The following is a 15331-nucleotide window of genomic DNA, read 5'->3' as shown; positions in this document are numbered from 1 at the left end:
GAAAGAACAACCAGGAGTACCCCATGAGCCCGAAGACCGGCATCCTGTCGCGCGTGCGCGGCAGGCGTGCGACCGCCCAGCGCCCCGACGTGCGGGGACTGACCATCGCCATCACGGGCGCCGCCCGCGGCATCGGCCTCGAGACCGCCAAGACCCTGCGCGACGCCGGCGCGACCGTCGTCATCGGCGACATCGACGACGAGGCGGTCGGCAAGGCAGCCGCCGACCTCGGCCACGAGGGCTTCGTCCTCGACGTGACCGACCCCGACTCGTTCGAGAACTTCCTCGACGAGGTCGAGAAGGTCGCCGGACCGATCGACGTCCTCATCAACAACGCCGGCATCATGCCGACCGGGCCGCTGCTGAACTACGACCTCAACGTCATCAAGCGGAACTTCGACATCGACCTGCTGGGCGTCGTCATCGGCACCCAGTGCGCGGCGAAGCGGATGATCGCCCGCGGTGGCGGTCAGGTCATCAACATCGGCTCGGTGGCCGGACGTCTCCCGGTGCCGGGTCTGACGATCTACAACGGAGCGAAGGCCGGCGTCATCACCTTCTCCGAGGCGGCCGACGTCGAGCTGGCGCCGCAGGGTGTCCGCGTGAAGACGGTCAACCCGACCTTCACGCGCACCGCGCTGATCTCGGGGATCGCGACGAACAAGTTCGTGCAGACCGTCGGGCCCGAGGACGTGGCCCGCGAGGTGCACAACAGCATCCTCGGCTCGACGACGCACATCACCGTGCCGCGGTCGATGGCGTGGGTGCACGCGAACCCGATCATGGCCCCTGGCCTGAAGCGGTCGCTGGGGCGTCTCACGGGGATGAACAGCATGTTCCTCAGCTACGACGACGCCGAGCGCGCCGAGTACCTCAAGCGGGTGAACTGCACACCGGTCGCCAAGTAGCGCCGACCCGCACACACGACGAGACCCCGCCGGCCGATGCCGACGGGGTCTCGTCGTGTCAGGGTCGCGCGCTCACCACTCGTCGAGGCGGGTGTAGCCGTCCTGGATGGCGCGGGCGAACAGGTTCGCCTTCGAGCGGGCGGGTCGGCCGACCGCGGTGTACTTCGCCCGGATCCGGGTCAGGTGCGTGTTGACCGTGGAGGCGGTGATGTAGAGGGCCGCGGCGGCCTCGGCCTTGGACTCGGCGGCGAGCCACGCGAGCAGGACCTCGACCTCACGACGGGACAGCGACGGACGCTCGACGGCGGGGGGCGCCGGCGGGGCGGGCGGCGCCGGGACGACCCGGAGCGCCGACGGTCGACGCGTCGGGTGGGTGTGCGCGGGGGCGGCCGACGACAGTCGGACGTAGGGCGAGACAACCGGCATATGGGGGGCCACGGACATGGGTACGATTTCCTCCGGTCGGGGGACCTGTGCGTGCCTGCTCGCGAGCTGAACAGGCGTGCGATGTAAGAACTATCTCCGGCGGGGCGCGCGTGCTCCAGCGGTGGCGGCCCGTACGGCCAGGTCCGTACGGAGGTCCGTACGTCGTACAACCGGAGGACGGGCGAAAGCCCAGGTGGAGGGGTTGTCGTGCGGCCGGAGACAGTCGAGACGCGTGAGGAGTTCGCGCGCGCCCTGACCGAGCAGAAATCGATGGCGGGGCTCACGATCCGTGAGATCGCGGGCAGATCCAACGCCAGCGCGGCGACGGTCGGCGGGTGGTTCTCCGGGCAACACGCGCCCCAGTCACAGATGGAGGACGCGCTGCGTCGCGTGCTCGAGGCGATCGGCGTCGAGACGCGCGAGCACGACGAGTGGCTCGAGGCGGCCGCCCGCGCACGCCGCCAGGCGCCGCGCAACGGTGCCCTCGCGACGTCCCCGTACCGCGGGTTCACGCCGTTCGAGGTCGACGACCACGCGGTGTTCTTCGGCCGTGCCGACGTCACCGACCTCGTGATCGAGACCGTCCTCGAACAGGCGGAGCGGCCCACCGCGATCGTCACCGGGATCGACCGGCTGCCCGTCGTCACCCTCGTCGGGCCCTCGGGGGCCGGCAAGTCGTCGGTGCTGCGGGCGGGACTGCTCGCCCAGATCGGCCGCGAGGGCCCGTTCGAGGAGTGGCGATACATCCTCTTCACGCCGGGCGTCGATCCCGTCGAGTCCTTCCGGTCGGCCGTGGCGTCGTTGCCCGAGGGTGACGGACCCGTGCTCATCGCCGTCGACCAGTTCGAGGAGATGTACACGGTCAACGACACCGAGAGGCGACGGGACCTGATCGTCGCGCTGGCGGAGTTCACCGCGTCGCGCCGGGAGCTGACGTTCGGGGTCATCACCATCCGCGCCGACTACTACGGCGTCCTCGCCGAGAACCCGCGCGCCGCCCGCGCCCTGCAGAACGCGACGGTGCTGGTCCCGGCCCTCGATCACGGGCAGCTCCACGACGTGATCGTCGGGCCCGCGGCGGTCAAGGGGCTCACCGTCTCCGACGACCTCGTCGACCTGCTCATCGCCGACCTCCGTCCGGGGCTCACCGCAGCCGGTCTGGGCAGTGCCCTGCCGCTGCTGTCACACGCACTGCTGTCGACGTGGACGCGCTCGAACAAGCGGACGCTCACCGTCGCCGACTACGTCGCGACCGGCCGGATCCGCGGCGCCGTCGAGCAGACCGCCGAACGCGTCTACGGCGAGCTCGACTACGCCGAGAAGATGGTGGCCCGTCGCCAGCTCCTGGCGATGACCATGGTCGACGACGACAGCACCTCTCGCCGCCGGGCGCCCCTGGGCGAGCTGGGGGTCCCGCCGCCGGACAAGCCGGACGCCAAGCGTGACGTCCGTGAGCGCCGTGCGGCCGGGGTGCTGGACCGGTTCGCCGCCGCGCGCCTGGTGTCGGTGTCGGAGACGCACGCCGAGATCGCGCACGAGGCGTTGCTGTCGGCATGGCCGCGACTGATGCGCTGGATCGACGAGGACCGCGACCAACTCCTCATCGCCCGTCGCCTGCAGGCGGCGGTCGAGCTCTGGGTCGACGGCGACGAGGCACCCGAACTGCTGCCCCTCGGCGGCCGCCTCGACCTCTTCACCGAGTTCGCCGACTCCCCGGAGAACGCGACACGCATCACCGCCGAGCAGCGGAGATACCTCGACCGCGCCGTGGCACGGCGCGACCACATCGCCGACCGCGGGAAGCGCCAGGCCCGCAGGATGCGACTGATCACCGTCGCGGCATGCCTCTTCGCCGTCGTCGCGCTGGTCGCGGCGGTGCTCGCCGTGATCGCGCGGTCGGATGCCGTCTCCCAACGCAACGCCGCGGAGCGCAGTCGACTCGACGCGACGTCGGCGCGTCTGGCGAACGTCGCCGACGAGCAGCGGACGCGCAACCCGGCGCTGGCGTTGCAGCTGGCGCTGGTCGCCTACAAGCTCTCGCCGACCATCGAGGCGCGCTCGGCCCTGCTCGACCTGACGTCCGGCCCCATCCCGGCCCGTCGCGCCACCGCCGGAGGCGGCGTCGGACTGGCGGTGTCGCCCGACGGGACGTTCGTCGCAGCCGCCTCGTCGGACCACCGCGTGCGACTGTTCCGACTCACCCCGACGGGCCTCTCCCCGTCCGTCGCCACGGTCGGCACGGCCAGCGACGACCAACGGCTGGTCGGCGTGAAGTTCTCCCCGGACGGGTCGACGCTGTGGGCGGTGGGCACCGATGGCCTCGCGGCCTGGGACGTGCGCGACCCGACGACGCCCCGTGCGCTCTCGGACGTACCGCGCGTGACGACGTCGGTCACCGACGTCGCCGTCGATCCCACCGGTCGGCTGATCGCTCTCGCCCAGGACGGGCCCGGCGTCGTGGTCTTCCGTCGTGACGGACAGGACCGCTGGGTGCCGCTCGCCGTCCCGCCCTCCTTCGTCGGATCGGCCACCATGGTCGCCTTCAGTCGGGACGGGCGGATCCTCGCGAGCGCCAGCGCGCTCCAGCGTGTCGACATCAGCGCCGTCGAGCCAGATCGCATCCGGCCCCTGTCGACGATCCCGCTGCCGGGCTCGGCGAACGTCAGCGCCGACGACGGCGACTTCTCTCCGCGGACCGGCGAGCTCGCCCTGGCGCTGAAGAGTCGCGACATCAAGACCTACTCGATGGCCGACCCGACGCGGCCGACACTCACCGCGGACTACACCGACTTCGGGAGCTATGTGAACGGCGTCGCCTACAGCGACGACGGCACCCATCTGGTCGGATCGAGCAGCGACGACACCGCCCGGGTCTACGACCTCGTGAACGGGACCCCGCCGCAGGCGCTCCGCGTCGGGAACACGGTGTCGCAGGCCGACTTCGCGGGGAACAATGTCGTCACCTCGGGCGGCGACGGGTCGGTCGCGGTGTGGCCGCCGCGTCAGTACTCCGTACGGGCCGGGCCGAAGAACACTTTCCAGTTCGCGTTCCAGGCCGACGGCCCCCGGTTCACGGTCAGCAACTCCGACGCGAACGGTGGGTTCTCGCAGTGGCGGATCGACCCGACCGCCGGGCTGCAACGTGCGGGTCCGAACGTGTCCCCACCGCCCGGTGAGGCCTTCACCTCACTGGACATGACGCGGGACGCCCGTCTGGTCGCCGCGGGCACGGTCGACGGGCGCATGTATCTCGCCGACGTCTCCGATCCCACGCGGGCCGCCGTCATCTCCCCGCCCATCGACGTCACACCGGGCCGGCTCATCGAGACCGTCGCCGTCAGCGACCGCACGAAGGTGGCGGTCGCGGGGTCGACGTTGTCGTCGCAGCTCCCGGTGATCGACGTGTCGGACCCGCGCGCACCGCGCCGCACGGGTGCGGTCGACGTCGGCGACGGGATCGCGTGGACGTCGATGTCGCCCGACGACCGGACGGCGGTCGTCTCGACCGTCAACGGTTTCATCGATCTCGTCGACGTCTCCGACCCGACCGACGTCCGGGTGCTGTCGAAGACGAAGGTCTTCGAGTCGGGGGCGCTGGCGTCCCGGTTCTCGCCCGACGGCCGGCACATCGTCGCCAGTTCGGCGATCAACCAGGTGAAGCTGCTGGACATCTCGAACCGGTCCTCACCGCGCGTCGTCGCCGACCTCGTGGGCCCGACGGGCTCGGTCTACGGCGCCACGTTCTCCCGCGACGGCACGCGCGTCGCGGCGGGCGGGGCCGACGGACGTGTCTGGCTGTGGGATGTCCGCGACCCCCGCCGCCCGATCGCCTCGGAGCGTCTGCAGGCGTTCCCCGGCCGCATCTACGACGTCCAATTCGGGCCGGGCGACGACCAGGTGTTGGCCACCGGCGCGGCGGGTGTCGTCGGGTCCTGGGACACGGACGTGTCCCGGGTCGTGAACGCCGCGTGCCGCATCGACACCGACCCGATCTCCCGCGACGAGTGGAGTCTCTACGTCCCGGGCATGCCCTACCAGCCGCCGTGTGCCTGAGGCCGTCCCGATCGGTGTGACACCTACGATGTGCGGGACCGCGCGAGGGTGACGTCGACGCGGTCGACGGAGGTGAGGCGTGGGATCGGACAGGCGGCAGGCCCGTCGCGCCCTGCGCGCGGCGCAGGCGGAACTGCGGTCGGCTCGGACCGACCTCGCCCGACTCGAGGGCACCCGGACGACATCGCCTCCGCACCGGTGGTCGGTCGCCGCGCTCGTCGTGGTGCTGGCTCTGGCCGTGGCCGCCGGTGCGGTGGTCGGGCGGCGGATGACGACCACCGTCACCGGTGACGCCGAGATCCTCGCCGCGGCGCGGTCACTGGTGGTCCCGCTGCTGACCCCGGACGCGCGTGACCCTGATCGGGCTGGTCGGATCCTCGACGACGCGACAGGGGAGTTCCGCGACGAGTTCGCGCAGTCGAGTGGCTCGTGGAGTGCTGTCGTGGCCCGGCTCGGGACCCAGACCGTCGGCGCCGTCGACGGCGTCGCACTGGCCGACCGGCGCGGGAGTGACGCATCGGTTCTCGTCACCGCGGTGCTCACCACCCGCCGCACCGGAGCGGCGGCGGGGGACTCGGACCCCCGGCGGCTGCGGCTCGTCGTCGACGTCGCTCCCGACGACGGTCGCCTGAAGCTCGCCGCCGTGGGACTCCTCCCGTGACCGTGGTCCGGCGGATCGCCACCGTCTGGTCCGGCGGCGTCGGCATCCTGGTGGCGGTCGCGCTCGTCGCCCTGCTCGCGGTGGTGGTCGGTACGCCTGCGTGGTGGGTGTCGCTGCTGGTGACGTCGACCGTGGCTGCGGCCGTGGCCATCTGGGTGATCCGGGTGGTGCGGCCATCGGACGGTGTCGTCGCCGCGGCGGTGTGCCTCGTCGTGGTCGCGGCGGCCGGAGGACTGCTCGGGGCCGCGATCCACGCACGGTCAGACGCGCGGTCGGTGGCCGCCGCCCAGAGCGATGTCGGCAGGGTCGGTGGCCCGACCATCTGTCGGGTGATCGACCGCGGCACACCCGCGCGCGCGGCAGCCGCGGCGGCGGCTGCGACCGGTGACCTCGCCGACCGGTTGCGGTCGGGGACGACGGTTCTCGGGGCGGTCGGCGGAGACGCCGTGTGCCGCCCGATCCAGACCGCTGTCGCGGACGCGACCGCGGACTCCGTCGGCGTGGTCGCCCTGATCGAGGTCACCGTCGACGGTGCGACGTCCACGCGCGCCGTGACGGCGGACCTGCGCCGCGTCGCGGGACGCTGGGCGGTCGCGACGCTGCAGGTGGTTCGGTGAGCGACGACGCGGCCACGGATCCGGGTGCCCGTGCCGACGGCGGGGAGGACAAGGAATCGCACCGGCTCGCAACGGCACGTGCCCGGGTGACAGCCGCAGAGGCTGCGGTGGACGCGGCGCGGGAACGACTGGCCAGCAACCGATCCCGTCCGAGGGGTGCCGGGCGGGTCGTCGTGGGCTCAGCGGCGCTCGGCGTGATCGGTGCGATCGGTGCCGCGGTGGCGGCTGTGGTCCTGCACGGGCAGAGCGGTGCCGGACCGGCGGACGAGGTGGTGCGGTCGGCATCGAACGCCGTCGCCACCATCCTCACCGCCGACCCCGCCCGCCCTCAGGCGTACCTCGATGCGGCGCGCGCGGTCAGCGGCGGCGACTACCGCCGGCGCATCGATGCCGCCGGTCCCGCGATCGAATCGGCGGTGGCGTCGCTCGGTGGAACGGGGACCGGTCAGGTCGCGGCGGCCGGTGTCGTCGGGGGTTCGGTGCCGACAGGCGGGCCGGTCGACGTGCTCGTCGTCGCGGAGACGACGGCGCCGCAGCTGGTCGGTGGAAGCGTGGGGGATCGACGGATCGTGCTGAGCGTGACCATGATCCGCGAGGGCGACGTCTGGGTCGTCGGACAGGTGGCCCTGCGATGACGGCGATCCGGTCGGTCGTCGCGGTCGCGGCGCTCGCGGGCCTGGCCGCGGTGGTCTGGGTCCTCGGAGCACCGGGATGGATCATCCCCCCGGCCGTCGCGCTCGTCGGCCTGGTGGTCGGGCTCGGTCTCGTCGCGACGCGATCGTCGGGTCCGGCTCGTCGGGTGGACGCCGCGCTGACCGGTGTGGCGGTGGTGGCGCTGGCCGGCGCGATCGCCGTCGCGGTGCTCGTTCCGCGTCCAGTCGGCAGGGACGACGACGGCGCACTGCGCGAGCGGACGGCCGCGGTGGTCACCGACTACCTGACCGTCGCCCCCGGCGCCGGCGCTGCGGAAGCGGTGGCGGCACGGCTGCGTGCGCTGACCCCCATGCTCACCGACACCGCACTGGCCGACCTCCGCAGTCAGGGCCCGGACGCGGCTCTGCCCGGTGCGGTGGCGACCTCCGCGACGCAGCAGGCCGCGGTCCAGGCGGTCGGTGTCGCCGCCGTGGACGGCGACACCGCGCGGGTGCTCGTCTACGGCGCACTGCGGGTGTCGATCCCGGGTGTGGCCCCGGACGGCTCCGTGGCCTCGATCGCCCGGTGGGCGGTCATGCGTAGAGTCGACGGCACGTGGCGACTCGCCGATCTCCACCCCGTGGGTGCGGGCGGATGACGCGGTCAGCGCCTCGACGAAGCGGTTGTGCCGAGACGAGAAGGAACGTGGGCCGATGGGCGCTGGTGTGGTGATCGTGGGTGCAGGTCTCGGCGGTGTGCGACTCGCCGAGAACCTGCGGCAGGCCGGGTACTCCGACCCCGTCACGCTCGTGGGGAAGGAACCCCATCTGCCCTACGATCGCCCGCCACTGTCGAAGGCGGTGCTGCGCGGCGAGCGCGGGCCGGTGGAGCTGAAGCCGCGGGAGTGGTACGACGACAACCACATCGCACTCCTCCTCGACACCGAGGTGACCGCCGTCGACCTCGACGGCCACACCGCCTCCGTCGGGTCGGGTGAGACGCTCGCGTTCGAGTCACTCGTCCTGGCCACCGGCCTCGACCCCCGTTTCCTCCCCGACGACGTCCTGGACGGCCAGGACGCCGACTCCGTCGCGGAGCTCTCCGGGGTCCACGTCGTCCGTACCGCCGACGACGTGTCGGCGTTGCGGGAGGAGCTCCGCGACGGTGTCCGGATCGTCGTGGTCGGTGCCGGGTTCATCGGGTGTGAGACGGCGGCGAGCCTGTCGTCCGTCGGTGCCCAGGTGACGATCGTGGAGCCGGCCCCGTCGGTGCTGCACGCTGCGCTCGGCCCGGAGATCGGTGCCCGCGTGGAGAAGATGCACACCGACCGCGGCGTCACGGTGCGGACCGGTGTCGGGGTCAGCGGCCTGACCGTCGACGACGGCGCGGTCCGCGGTGTCGTCCTCGACGACGACTCGACCCTCGACGCCGACCTCGTCGTACTCGGTATCGGGTCCATCCCGATCACGGGGCTCGCGGAGTCGGTGGGACTCACGCTGGCGGACCGGTCGGTCGGCGGCGGGATCTCCTGCGACAGCTCCGGTCGCACCTCCGCGGCGGACGTCTTCGCGCTGGGCGACGTGGCCAACTGGGCAGACGAGTCGGGTGAGTTCGGGCGTCGCGTGGAGCACTGGAACCACACCGTCGAGCAGGCGAAGATCCTCGCCGACGTCATCGTCGGCACCGACAAGGCGGCGAGTGCTCCCGCGGTGCACTACTTCTGGACCGACCAGTTCGACGTGAAGATCCAGTGCCTGGGCACGCCGACCGCCGACGACGACATCCACGTCGTCGACGAGGACGGCGAGAAGTTCCTCGCCTACTTCAGCCGCGACGGGAAGCTGACCGGCGTCGTCGGCGCCGGGCGGGCCGGCGCGGTGATGAAGATGCGCAAGACCGTTGCCGACGCCCCGCCGATCTCAGAACTCCTGCAACAGAGCTGATCGGGTCCCCTCACGCCGCGGTATTCCGTGGCGCGGGTGCGCGGGAGCGGTGTTCGTGTCCGGTGGGTGTTCGGATGAGGGCTTCGTGGGTGCCGTCGTGGTCGAGCGCGGTCGTGAACTGCCAGCCGGGGCTCTCTTTCTGCCGGTTGTGGGTGCGGCATTCGCCGAGCCCGTTGAGGGCGTCGGTGGGACCGCCGTCGTGGTGGGGGTGGGCGTGGTCGATCTCGGCGATCGGGGTGTCGCAGTAGGGGAAGCGACACGAGATGTCGCGGCGGGTGATGAAGCGACGCAGGCCGGACGGGAAGATCCTGGCCTTCGACTCCATCGCGACGAGCGCACCGGAGTCGGGTGCCGCGAACAGACGCCGTAGCGTGACCAGTGCGTCGGCGTCGAGGGCATTGGCGATCAGGTCCCGTGCCGTGTCGGCCGGGATCAGCCCGTAGCCCGGGACCTCCGCCGCGGCACTGGCATCTCCGACGAGAACATCGGCAGATACGACCACATCCACCGCGACCGGAAGGTCCTCGGCACGGGCCTTGCCCGTGAGTCGCTCGACGACGGTGTCGGCCATGATCTGGGCGTGGGTACGGTCACCGTCCCCGACGAGCCCGTCCGCGTGCTGCTTGATCGCGGCGAAGGCGGCGATGCCGGCTTTCATGGGCAGCAGCGCGGAGAGTTGCACCATGGCATCGGGTTTCGGCCGCATCGACACCCGACGATCCCTCGGCGCCGCGGCATTGCGATCCACCACCGCCTGCGGGTCACGCTGGTAGGCGATCTGCTTCGCCAGCGCCTCCAGCGCCCGGTCACCGACCCCGTCGAGCGTCGCGGCATCGGCACAGAGCGCGTGGTCGATGATCCGACGGTCCTCGACCTGCAGATAGCCGGTTTCCCGGACCAGGATCGTCGCCCGCCACTCCGACAACGAGCCGTCGCGGAGGCGGGCGAACGTGTTCGGCATCTCGCCCATCGCGCGGGCGAACCCGAGATACCGACCGCCGGCATTGCCTGACACCCGCCGCGCCAACGCGACCTCCGCCGACAAGCCTCGGCACCGTCGCTCGATCGGGATGCCCCGCTCGGCCTCCGCCGCCGACCGTAGCTGCAGCAGCCGCAAGGTCTGCTCGGCCTGAACAGCGGCACATGAAGACTTCACCGACTCCGCGAGCGAGATCAGGTCGATCGCCTCGGTCTCATCACCGGCAGCGGGAAGATCAGCGAGCACGGCCATCACGTCGCGGAGCGCGTCTCGCGCGTCGGTGATGCCCGTGCCCGTCATGCGTACATGTGTACACGAGGGGTCCGACAGAACGGGAGGCGGCAAAACGACCTGTGCACAACGTGTTTCGCCGTTGGTCCCAACCGCCCAACAGACGGTCCCGACCGCCCAACAGACGGGGGTCGGGTCGGTCTAGAACTCGATGGTCAGCTCGTCCGAGGTGGGGCGGGCCTGACAGCCGAGGATGTAGCCGTCGTCGATGTCCTCCTGGTCGAGGGCGCCGACGTTGTCCATCTGAACGGTGCCGTCGACGACGGTGCATGCGCAGGAGCCGCATTCGCCCTCGCGGCACGAGTAGGGCACGTCCAGTCCTGCGGCGAGCATGATGTCGACGAGGGTCTTCGAGCGTGGCCAGGTGAGTTCGTGGACGGTGCCGTCGAGTTCGACGGAGACGGTCGCCGCGTCGGCCGATTCCTCCTCCGAGGGGGCTTCGAGGTCGGGGTCGTCGAACGGGTCACCCGACAGGGACGTGAACACCTCGGCGTGGACGTGATCGTGGGGGAATCCGGCGTCGGCCAGCGCAGTGTGGACGGCGTCCATGAACGGCGCGGGGCCACACATGAACGCGCTGTGGGCGGAGAACGGCGCGACCAGGGCGCGCAACGCCGACGCCGTCGGCAGCCCCTGCACGCTCTCGAGCCAGTGGACGACGGTGAGCCGGTCGGGGTTCTCTGCGGCGAGCACCCGCAGTTCGTCGCGGAAGATGACGTCGTTCTCGGACCGGTTCGCGTACAGCAGGACGATCGGTGCGGTGCCCTTCTCCAGTGCAGCCTTGAGGATCGACATGACCGGCGTGATGCCGCTCCCGGCCGCGAGGAGCAGCAGCGGGGAGTCGAGGTCGTGGGGTGTGAACACGCCGGACGGGGGCAGCACCTCGATCTCGGTGCCGGCGGACACGTTGTCGCAGAGCCAGTTCGAGCCGTAGCCCGCCGCGGTGCGCTTGACCGTGACCTTGGGTCGCGAGTCGGTGAACGGTGAGGACGACAGCGAGTAGCAGCGCGCGACCGAGCCGGTCCGGTCGCTGGGGATCCGAACCGTCAGGAACTGTCCCGGCCGGTAGGCGGTGAACTTCTCGGAGCTCTCGCCGGGGACGTCGAAGACGATCGACCGGGCGTCGGCGGTCTCCTCGATCACCTCGGCGACGGTGAGCACAGCACTGCGCACGCTGTGCGGCGTCAGGGACGTCATGGATCATCCTCCGAAAACGAGAACACGTTCTAGTTCTGCACCACGCTACCGCGCGGTGGCCGGGCACCGCCAGATCGGCCCGGCGGGGGCTCTACAGGCCCCGATCGAGGATACGGCTGCCCGCGGTGAGGAGGGCTTCGAGGTCGGCGTCCTCGTCGTCCAACCACTGGCCGTACGCGGCAAGCGCCACGCCGAGCAGCAGCCAGGCGACCGTCTGAGGGTGGTGGTCCCCGGGTCGCTCGCCGGTCATGGTCGCGACGTGATCGGCCACCACCTCGCGCCAGCCGGCATACATGAGCATCGAGTGCGCCTGCAGGGCGGGCACGGTCAGCAGCAACGTCATCCGCCGCCGGTGCGCGACGATCTCCGAGGGGTCCAGGCGGTTGAACGCGACGAGCGACGACCGAAGCGCCTCGGCCAGCCCCATGCTCGGCGGGAGTCCGGCGAGATGCGCCCGCATACCGGCGAGGTGGGTGTCGAAATCACCCCACGCGATCGCGTTCTTCGAGGGGTAGTAGCGGAACAGCGTGCGGCGCGCGATGCCGGCGGCCGCGGCGACATCGTCGACGCTGGTCTCCTCGAACCCCCGCTCGGTGAACAGATCGATCGCGATGGTGCTGATCTGCGCCCGCGTGGTGGTCGGGCGTCGGCCGAGGGTGGACATCGGTCCTGGTCACCGCCTCTCTCCGACACACAGATGGAACAGGTTCTCGGTGACCCTGGATTTCTGACACCGAGTGCCACTATAGTCCGCTGTGACCCAGTTCACGTCGTCTCACGGAGGTTCCCATGTCCGACGCTCACAGCACTGCCGGCACCGATGTCACCGAGACCGAGCTCGTTGCGGAGAGTCTCGTCGAGGAGGTCTCGATCGACGGCATGTGCGGCGTGTACTGATCGTGTTCGACGCGAGCGGTGCGTGGGAGCTCGACCCGCGGGTTGCGGTGCGGCCGGAGCCGTTCGGGGCGTTGCTGTACCACTTCGGCACCCGCAAGCTCTCGTTCCTGAAGAACACGACGGTGGTCGAGGTGGTGCGGTCGCTGGCCGATCACCCGTCCGCCGACGCCGCGATCGCCGCGGTCGTGGCTGACCCCGCGGCGCGCGCGCCCTATGTGCAGGCCCTGTCGACCCTGGCGGGCTCGGCGATGATCCGACCCGCCGCCCACGATCTCCCGGAGACAGCATGACGAGCACCCTCGACCGGCCGGCGGCATCACCCGTCCCTCGCCTGGTGGACCAGTTCGAGCGCGGCCTGGACGCACCGATCTGCCTGACGTGGGAACTGACCTACGCCTGCAACCTGGCGTGTGTGCACTGCCTGTCGTCCTCAGGCAAGCGCGACCCGCGCGAACTGAGCACCGAGCAGTGCAAGGCGATCATCGACGAGCTGCAACGGATGCAGGTGTTCTACGTGAACATCGGCGGCGGGGAGCCGACGGTGCGGTCGGATTTCTGGGAGCTCGTCGACTACGCGACGGCCCACCAGGTGGGGGTCAAGTTCTCCACCAACGGGTTACGCATCACCCCGGAGATCGCGGCGCGGTTGGCGGCGTCGGATTACGTCGACGTCCAGATCTCGCTGGACGGCGCGACTGCGGAGGTCAACGACGCGGTGCGCGGTGCGGGATCGTTCGACATGGCGGTGCGTGCTCTGCAGAACCTGTCCGATGCCGGCTTCCGTGACGCGAAGATCAGCGTGGTGGTGACCCGCCACAACGTCGGACAACTCGACGCGTTCAAGGATCTCGCCGATCGGTTCGGCGCGACCCTGCGCATCACCCGGTTGCGCCCGTCGGGCCGGGGGGCGGACGTGTGGGACGACCTGCACCCGCTGCCCGAACAGCAACGCGCGCTGTACGACTGGCTCGTCGCCCGTGGCGACGGTGTGCTGACCGGGGATTCGTTCTTCCATCTGTCGGCGTTCGGCGACGGCTCGTCGGGATCGGCGTTGCCGGGTCTGAACCTGTGCGGTGCCGGGCGTGTGGTGTGTCTGATCGACCCGGTGGGTGACGTGTACGCGTGCCCGTTCGCGATCCACGAGAACTTCCTCGCCGGCAACGTCACCGATCCCGGTGGTTTCCGGGAGGTCTGGCAGCACTCGGAGCTGTTCACCGAGTTGCGGGAGCCGCAGAGCGCGGGGGCGTGCACCTCCTGCAACCACTACGACTCCTGCCGCGGTGGGTGCATGGCGGCGAAGTTCTTCACCGGACTGCCCCTGGACGGGCCCGACCCCGAATGCGTTCAGGGTTACGGCGAGTCGCTGCTCGCAGGCGAGCGCACGACCCCGTCGGCGAACAAGGACCATTCCCGGGGTGTGCCCTTGCAGCTCATGACCCGACCCCCGTCGCGCGACTGCGACGAGAACCCACTCGCGGGCTTCGCACCCGCCTGATCCCTCTCTTCACGAAAGTAGTTGTGCGTCATGGTCAACCCCTGGTTCGAAACCGTCCTCGAGGCGCAGCGGCGTGCGCAGAAGCGTCTGCCGAAGTCGGTGTACTCCGCGCTGGTCGCCGGCAGTGAGAAGGGGATCACCCTGCACGACAACGTGGAGGCGTTCGCCGAGATCGGTTTCGCCCCCCATGTCGTCGGCGCACACGCCGACCGGGAGCTGTCGACGACGATCATGGGCCAGGAGATCGCGCTGCCCGTGATCATCTCCCCGACCGGCGTGCAGGCGGTCGACAAGGACGGCGAGGTCGCCGTCGCCCGGGCGTCCGCGGCGCGGGGAACGGCCATGGGCCTGTCCAGCTTCGCCTCCAAACCGGTCGAGGACGTCGCGGCGGAGAACCCGAAGACCTTCTTCCAGATCTACTGGCTGAACTCGCGGGAGGAGATCCTGCGGCGCGCGGAACGGGCCCGGGCCGCCGGCGCCAAGGGTCTGATCGTCACCACCGACTGGTCGTTCTCGATGGGACGCGACTGGGGGAGCCCCGCGATCCCCGAGAAGGTCGACGTGAAGGCGCTGCTGAAACTGGCCCCCGAGATCGCGATGCGCCCCCGCTACGCGTGGTCGTGGTTCAACAAGGGCAAGCCGATCGTCCCGGACCTGACCGCCCCCAATCTCGCCGACCCCGGCCAGATCGCACCGACGTTCTTCGGTGCCTACGGGCAGTGGATGGCCACCGCCCCGCCGAGCTGGGAAGACCTGCAGTGGCTGCGGGAGCAGTGGGACGGGCCGTTCATGGTCAAGGGCATCACCCGCCTCGACGACGCCAAACGCGCCCGTGACATCGGCGCCTCGGCGTTGTCGGTGTCCAACCACGGCGGCAACAACCTCGACGGCACACCGGCCACCATCCGCATGCTCGGCCCCATCGCCGACGCCGTCGGCAGCGACATGCAGGTCCTCCTCGACGGTGGTGTCCGCCGCGGCAGCGACGTCGTCAAGGCCCTGGCCCTCGGTGCGGACGCGGTGATGATCGGTCGCGCCTACCTGTGGGGCCTCGCGGCCAACGGCCAGGCCGGCGTCGAGAACGTCCTCGACATCCTGCGCAGCGGCATCGACTCCGCCCTGATGGGACTGGGCCGCAAGAGCATCCACGAGCTCACCCGGGACGACCTCATCATCCCCGACGGCTTCGAGAAGCGGTTCGGCGAGACCACCGACGAGGAGAGCTGAGCGG

The 15331-nt window shown here is 70.8% G+C and carries 15 protein-coding genes; 11 read left to right on the top strand and 4 right to left on the bottom strand.

Annotated elements, in window-relative coordinates:
- Nucleotides 1–23 precede the first annotated feature (23 nt).
- The gene (locus Q1A98_RS07850) at nt 24–908 is read left to right on the top strand and encodes an SDR family oxidoreductase (protein ID WP_299571668.1); all 885 of its coding nucleotides are present in this window, start codon (nt 24–26) and stop codon (nt 906–908) included.
- A 72-nt stretch (nt 909–980) separates the two neighbouring features.
- Here the strand turns inward: Q1A98_RS07850 and Q1A98_RS07845 are convergent, their stop codons facing one another.
- Nucleotides 981–1334 (bottom strand): LuxR C-terminal-related transcriptional regulator, encoded by a 354-nt coding sequence (locus tag Q1A98_RS07845; RefSeq protein ID WP_299571666.1) that lies wholly within the window; start codon nt 1332–1334, stop codon nt 981–983.
- A gap of 207 nt (nt 1335–1541) precedes the next feature.
- Between Q1A98_RS07845 and Q1A98_RS07840 the strand changes: the two genes are divergently transcribed.
- From Q1A98_RS07840 to Q1A98_RS07815, 6 genes are all read left to right on the top strand, one after another.
- Nucleotides 1542–5387 carry a hypothetical protein gene (locus Q1A98_RS07840; RefSeq protein WP_299571664.1) on the top strand — a complete coding sequence of 1282 codons (3846 nt, stop codon included), beginning with the start codon at nt 1542–1544 and terminating at the stop codon, nt 5385–5387.
- Between the two features lie 79 nt (nt 5388–5466).
- The gene (locus tag Q1A98_RS07835; RefSeq protein ID WP_299571662.1) at nt 5467–6048 is read left to right on the top strand and encodes a hypothetical protein; all 582 of its coding nucleotides are present in this window, start codon (nt 5467–5469) and stop codon (nt 6046–6048) included.
- Nucleotides 6045–6665, top strand: coding sequence for a hypothetical protein (locus Q1A98_RS07830; protein WP_299571661.1), 621 nt, complete (start codon nt 6045–6047; stop codon nt 6663–6665). Before Q1A98_RS07835 ends, Q1A98_RS07830 begins: the two co-directional genes overlap by 4 nt.
- The gene (locus tag Q1A98_RS07825) at nt 6662–7300 is read left to right on the top strand and encodes a hypothetical protein (protein ID WP_299571659.1); all 639 of its coding nucleotides are present in this window, start codon (nt 6662–6664) and stop codon (nt 7298–7300) included. Before Q1A98_RS07830 ends, Q1A98_RS07825 begins: the two co-directional genes overlap by 4 nt.
- Nucleotides 7297–7956, top strand: a complete 660-nt coding sequence (locus Q1A98_RS07820) for a hypothetical protein (protein ID WP_299571658.1) — start codon at nt 7297–7299, stop codon at nt 7954–7956. Before Q1A98_RS07825 ends, Q1A98_RS07820 begins: the two co-directional genes overlap by 4 nt.
- Before the next feature lie 55 nt (nt 7957–8011).
- Nucleotides 8012–9241: an NAD(P)/FAD-dependent oxidoreductase gene (locus Q1A98_RS07815; protein WP_299571657.1), complete on the top strand. Its 1230-nt coding sequence runs from the start codon at nt 8012–8014 to the stop codon at nt 9239–9241.
- 10 nt (nt 9242–9251) lie between these two features.
- On the opposite strand, the gene Q1A98_RS07810 is transcribed toward Q1A98_RS07815, so the two are convergent.
- The 3 genes from Q1A98_RS07810 to mftR all read right to left on the bottom strand — a co-directional run bounded on the left by Q1A98_RS07810 (nt 9252) and on the right by mftR (nt 12372).
- On the bottom strand, nt 9252–10520 hold the full coding sequence (locus Q1A98_RS07810) for an HNH endonuclease (protein ID WP_299571656.1): 1269 nt from the start codon (nt 10518–10520) through the stop codon (nt 9252–9254).
- Between the two features lie 132 nt (nt 10521–10652).
- The gene (locus Q1A98_RS07805; RefSeq protein WP_299571655.1) at nt 10653–11708 is read right to left on the bottom strand and encodes a ferredoxin--NADP reductase; all 1056 of its coding nucleotides are present in this window, start codon (nt 11706–11708) and stop codon (nt 10653–10655) included.
- A gap of 91 nt (nt 11709–11799) precedes the next feature.
- On the bottom strand, nt 11800–12372 hold the full coding sequence (mftR, locus tag Q1A98_RS07800) for a mycofactocin system transcriptional regulator (RefSeq protein WP_299571652.1): 573 nt from the start codon (nt 12370–12372) through the stop codon (nt 11800–11802).
- A 125-nt stretch (nt 12373–12497) separates the two neighbouring features.
- Here mftR and mftA point away from each other — a divergent pair, with 125 nt between their 5' ends.
- The 4 genes from mftA to mftD are packed head-to-tail and all read left to right on the top strand — an operon-like array spanning nt 12498 to nt 15327.
- Nucleotides 12498–12605 (top strand): mycofactocin precursor MftA, encoded by a 108-nt coding sequence (mftA, locus tag Q1A98_RS07795; RefSeq protein ID WP_299571649.1) that lies wholly within the window; start codon nt 12498–12500, stop codon nt 12603–12605.
- Nucleotides 12590–12895, top strand: a complete 306-nt coding sequence (mftB, locus tag Q1A98_RS07790) for a mycofactocin biosynthesis chaperone MftB (RefSeq protein ID WP_299571647.1) — start codon at nt 12590–12592, stop codon at nt 12893–12895. Before mftA ends, mftB begins: the two co-directional genes overlap by 16 nt.
- Nucleotides 12892–14100 (top strand): mycofactocin radical SAM maturase, encoded by a 1209-nt coding sequence (gene mftC / locus Q1A98_RS07785; RefSeq protein WP_299571644.1) that lies wholly within the window; start codon nt 12892–12894, stop codon nt 14098–14100. The genes mftB and mftC overlap by 4 nt, the downstream gene beginning before the upstream one ends.
- Nucleotides 14101–14130: 30 nt before the next feature.
- Nucleotides 14131–15327, top strand: a complete 1197-nt coding sequence (gene mftD / locus Q1A98_RS07780) for a pre-mycofactocin synthase MftD (protein ID WP_299571643.1) — start codon at nt 14131–14133, stop codon at nt 15325–15327.
- Nucleotides 15328–15331 lie beyond the last annotated feature (4 nt).

The organism is uncultured Williamsia sp., assembly GCF_947494875.1.
GTDB lineage: Bacteria > Actinomycetota > Actinomycetes > Mycobacteriales > Mycobacteriaceae > Williamsia_A.
Note: the sequence above shows the minus strand (reverse complement) of the source record. Positions and strands in the feature narration are given on the sequence as shown.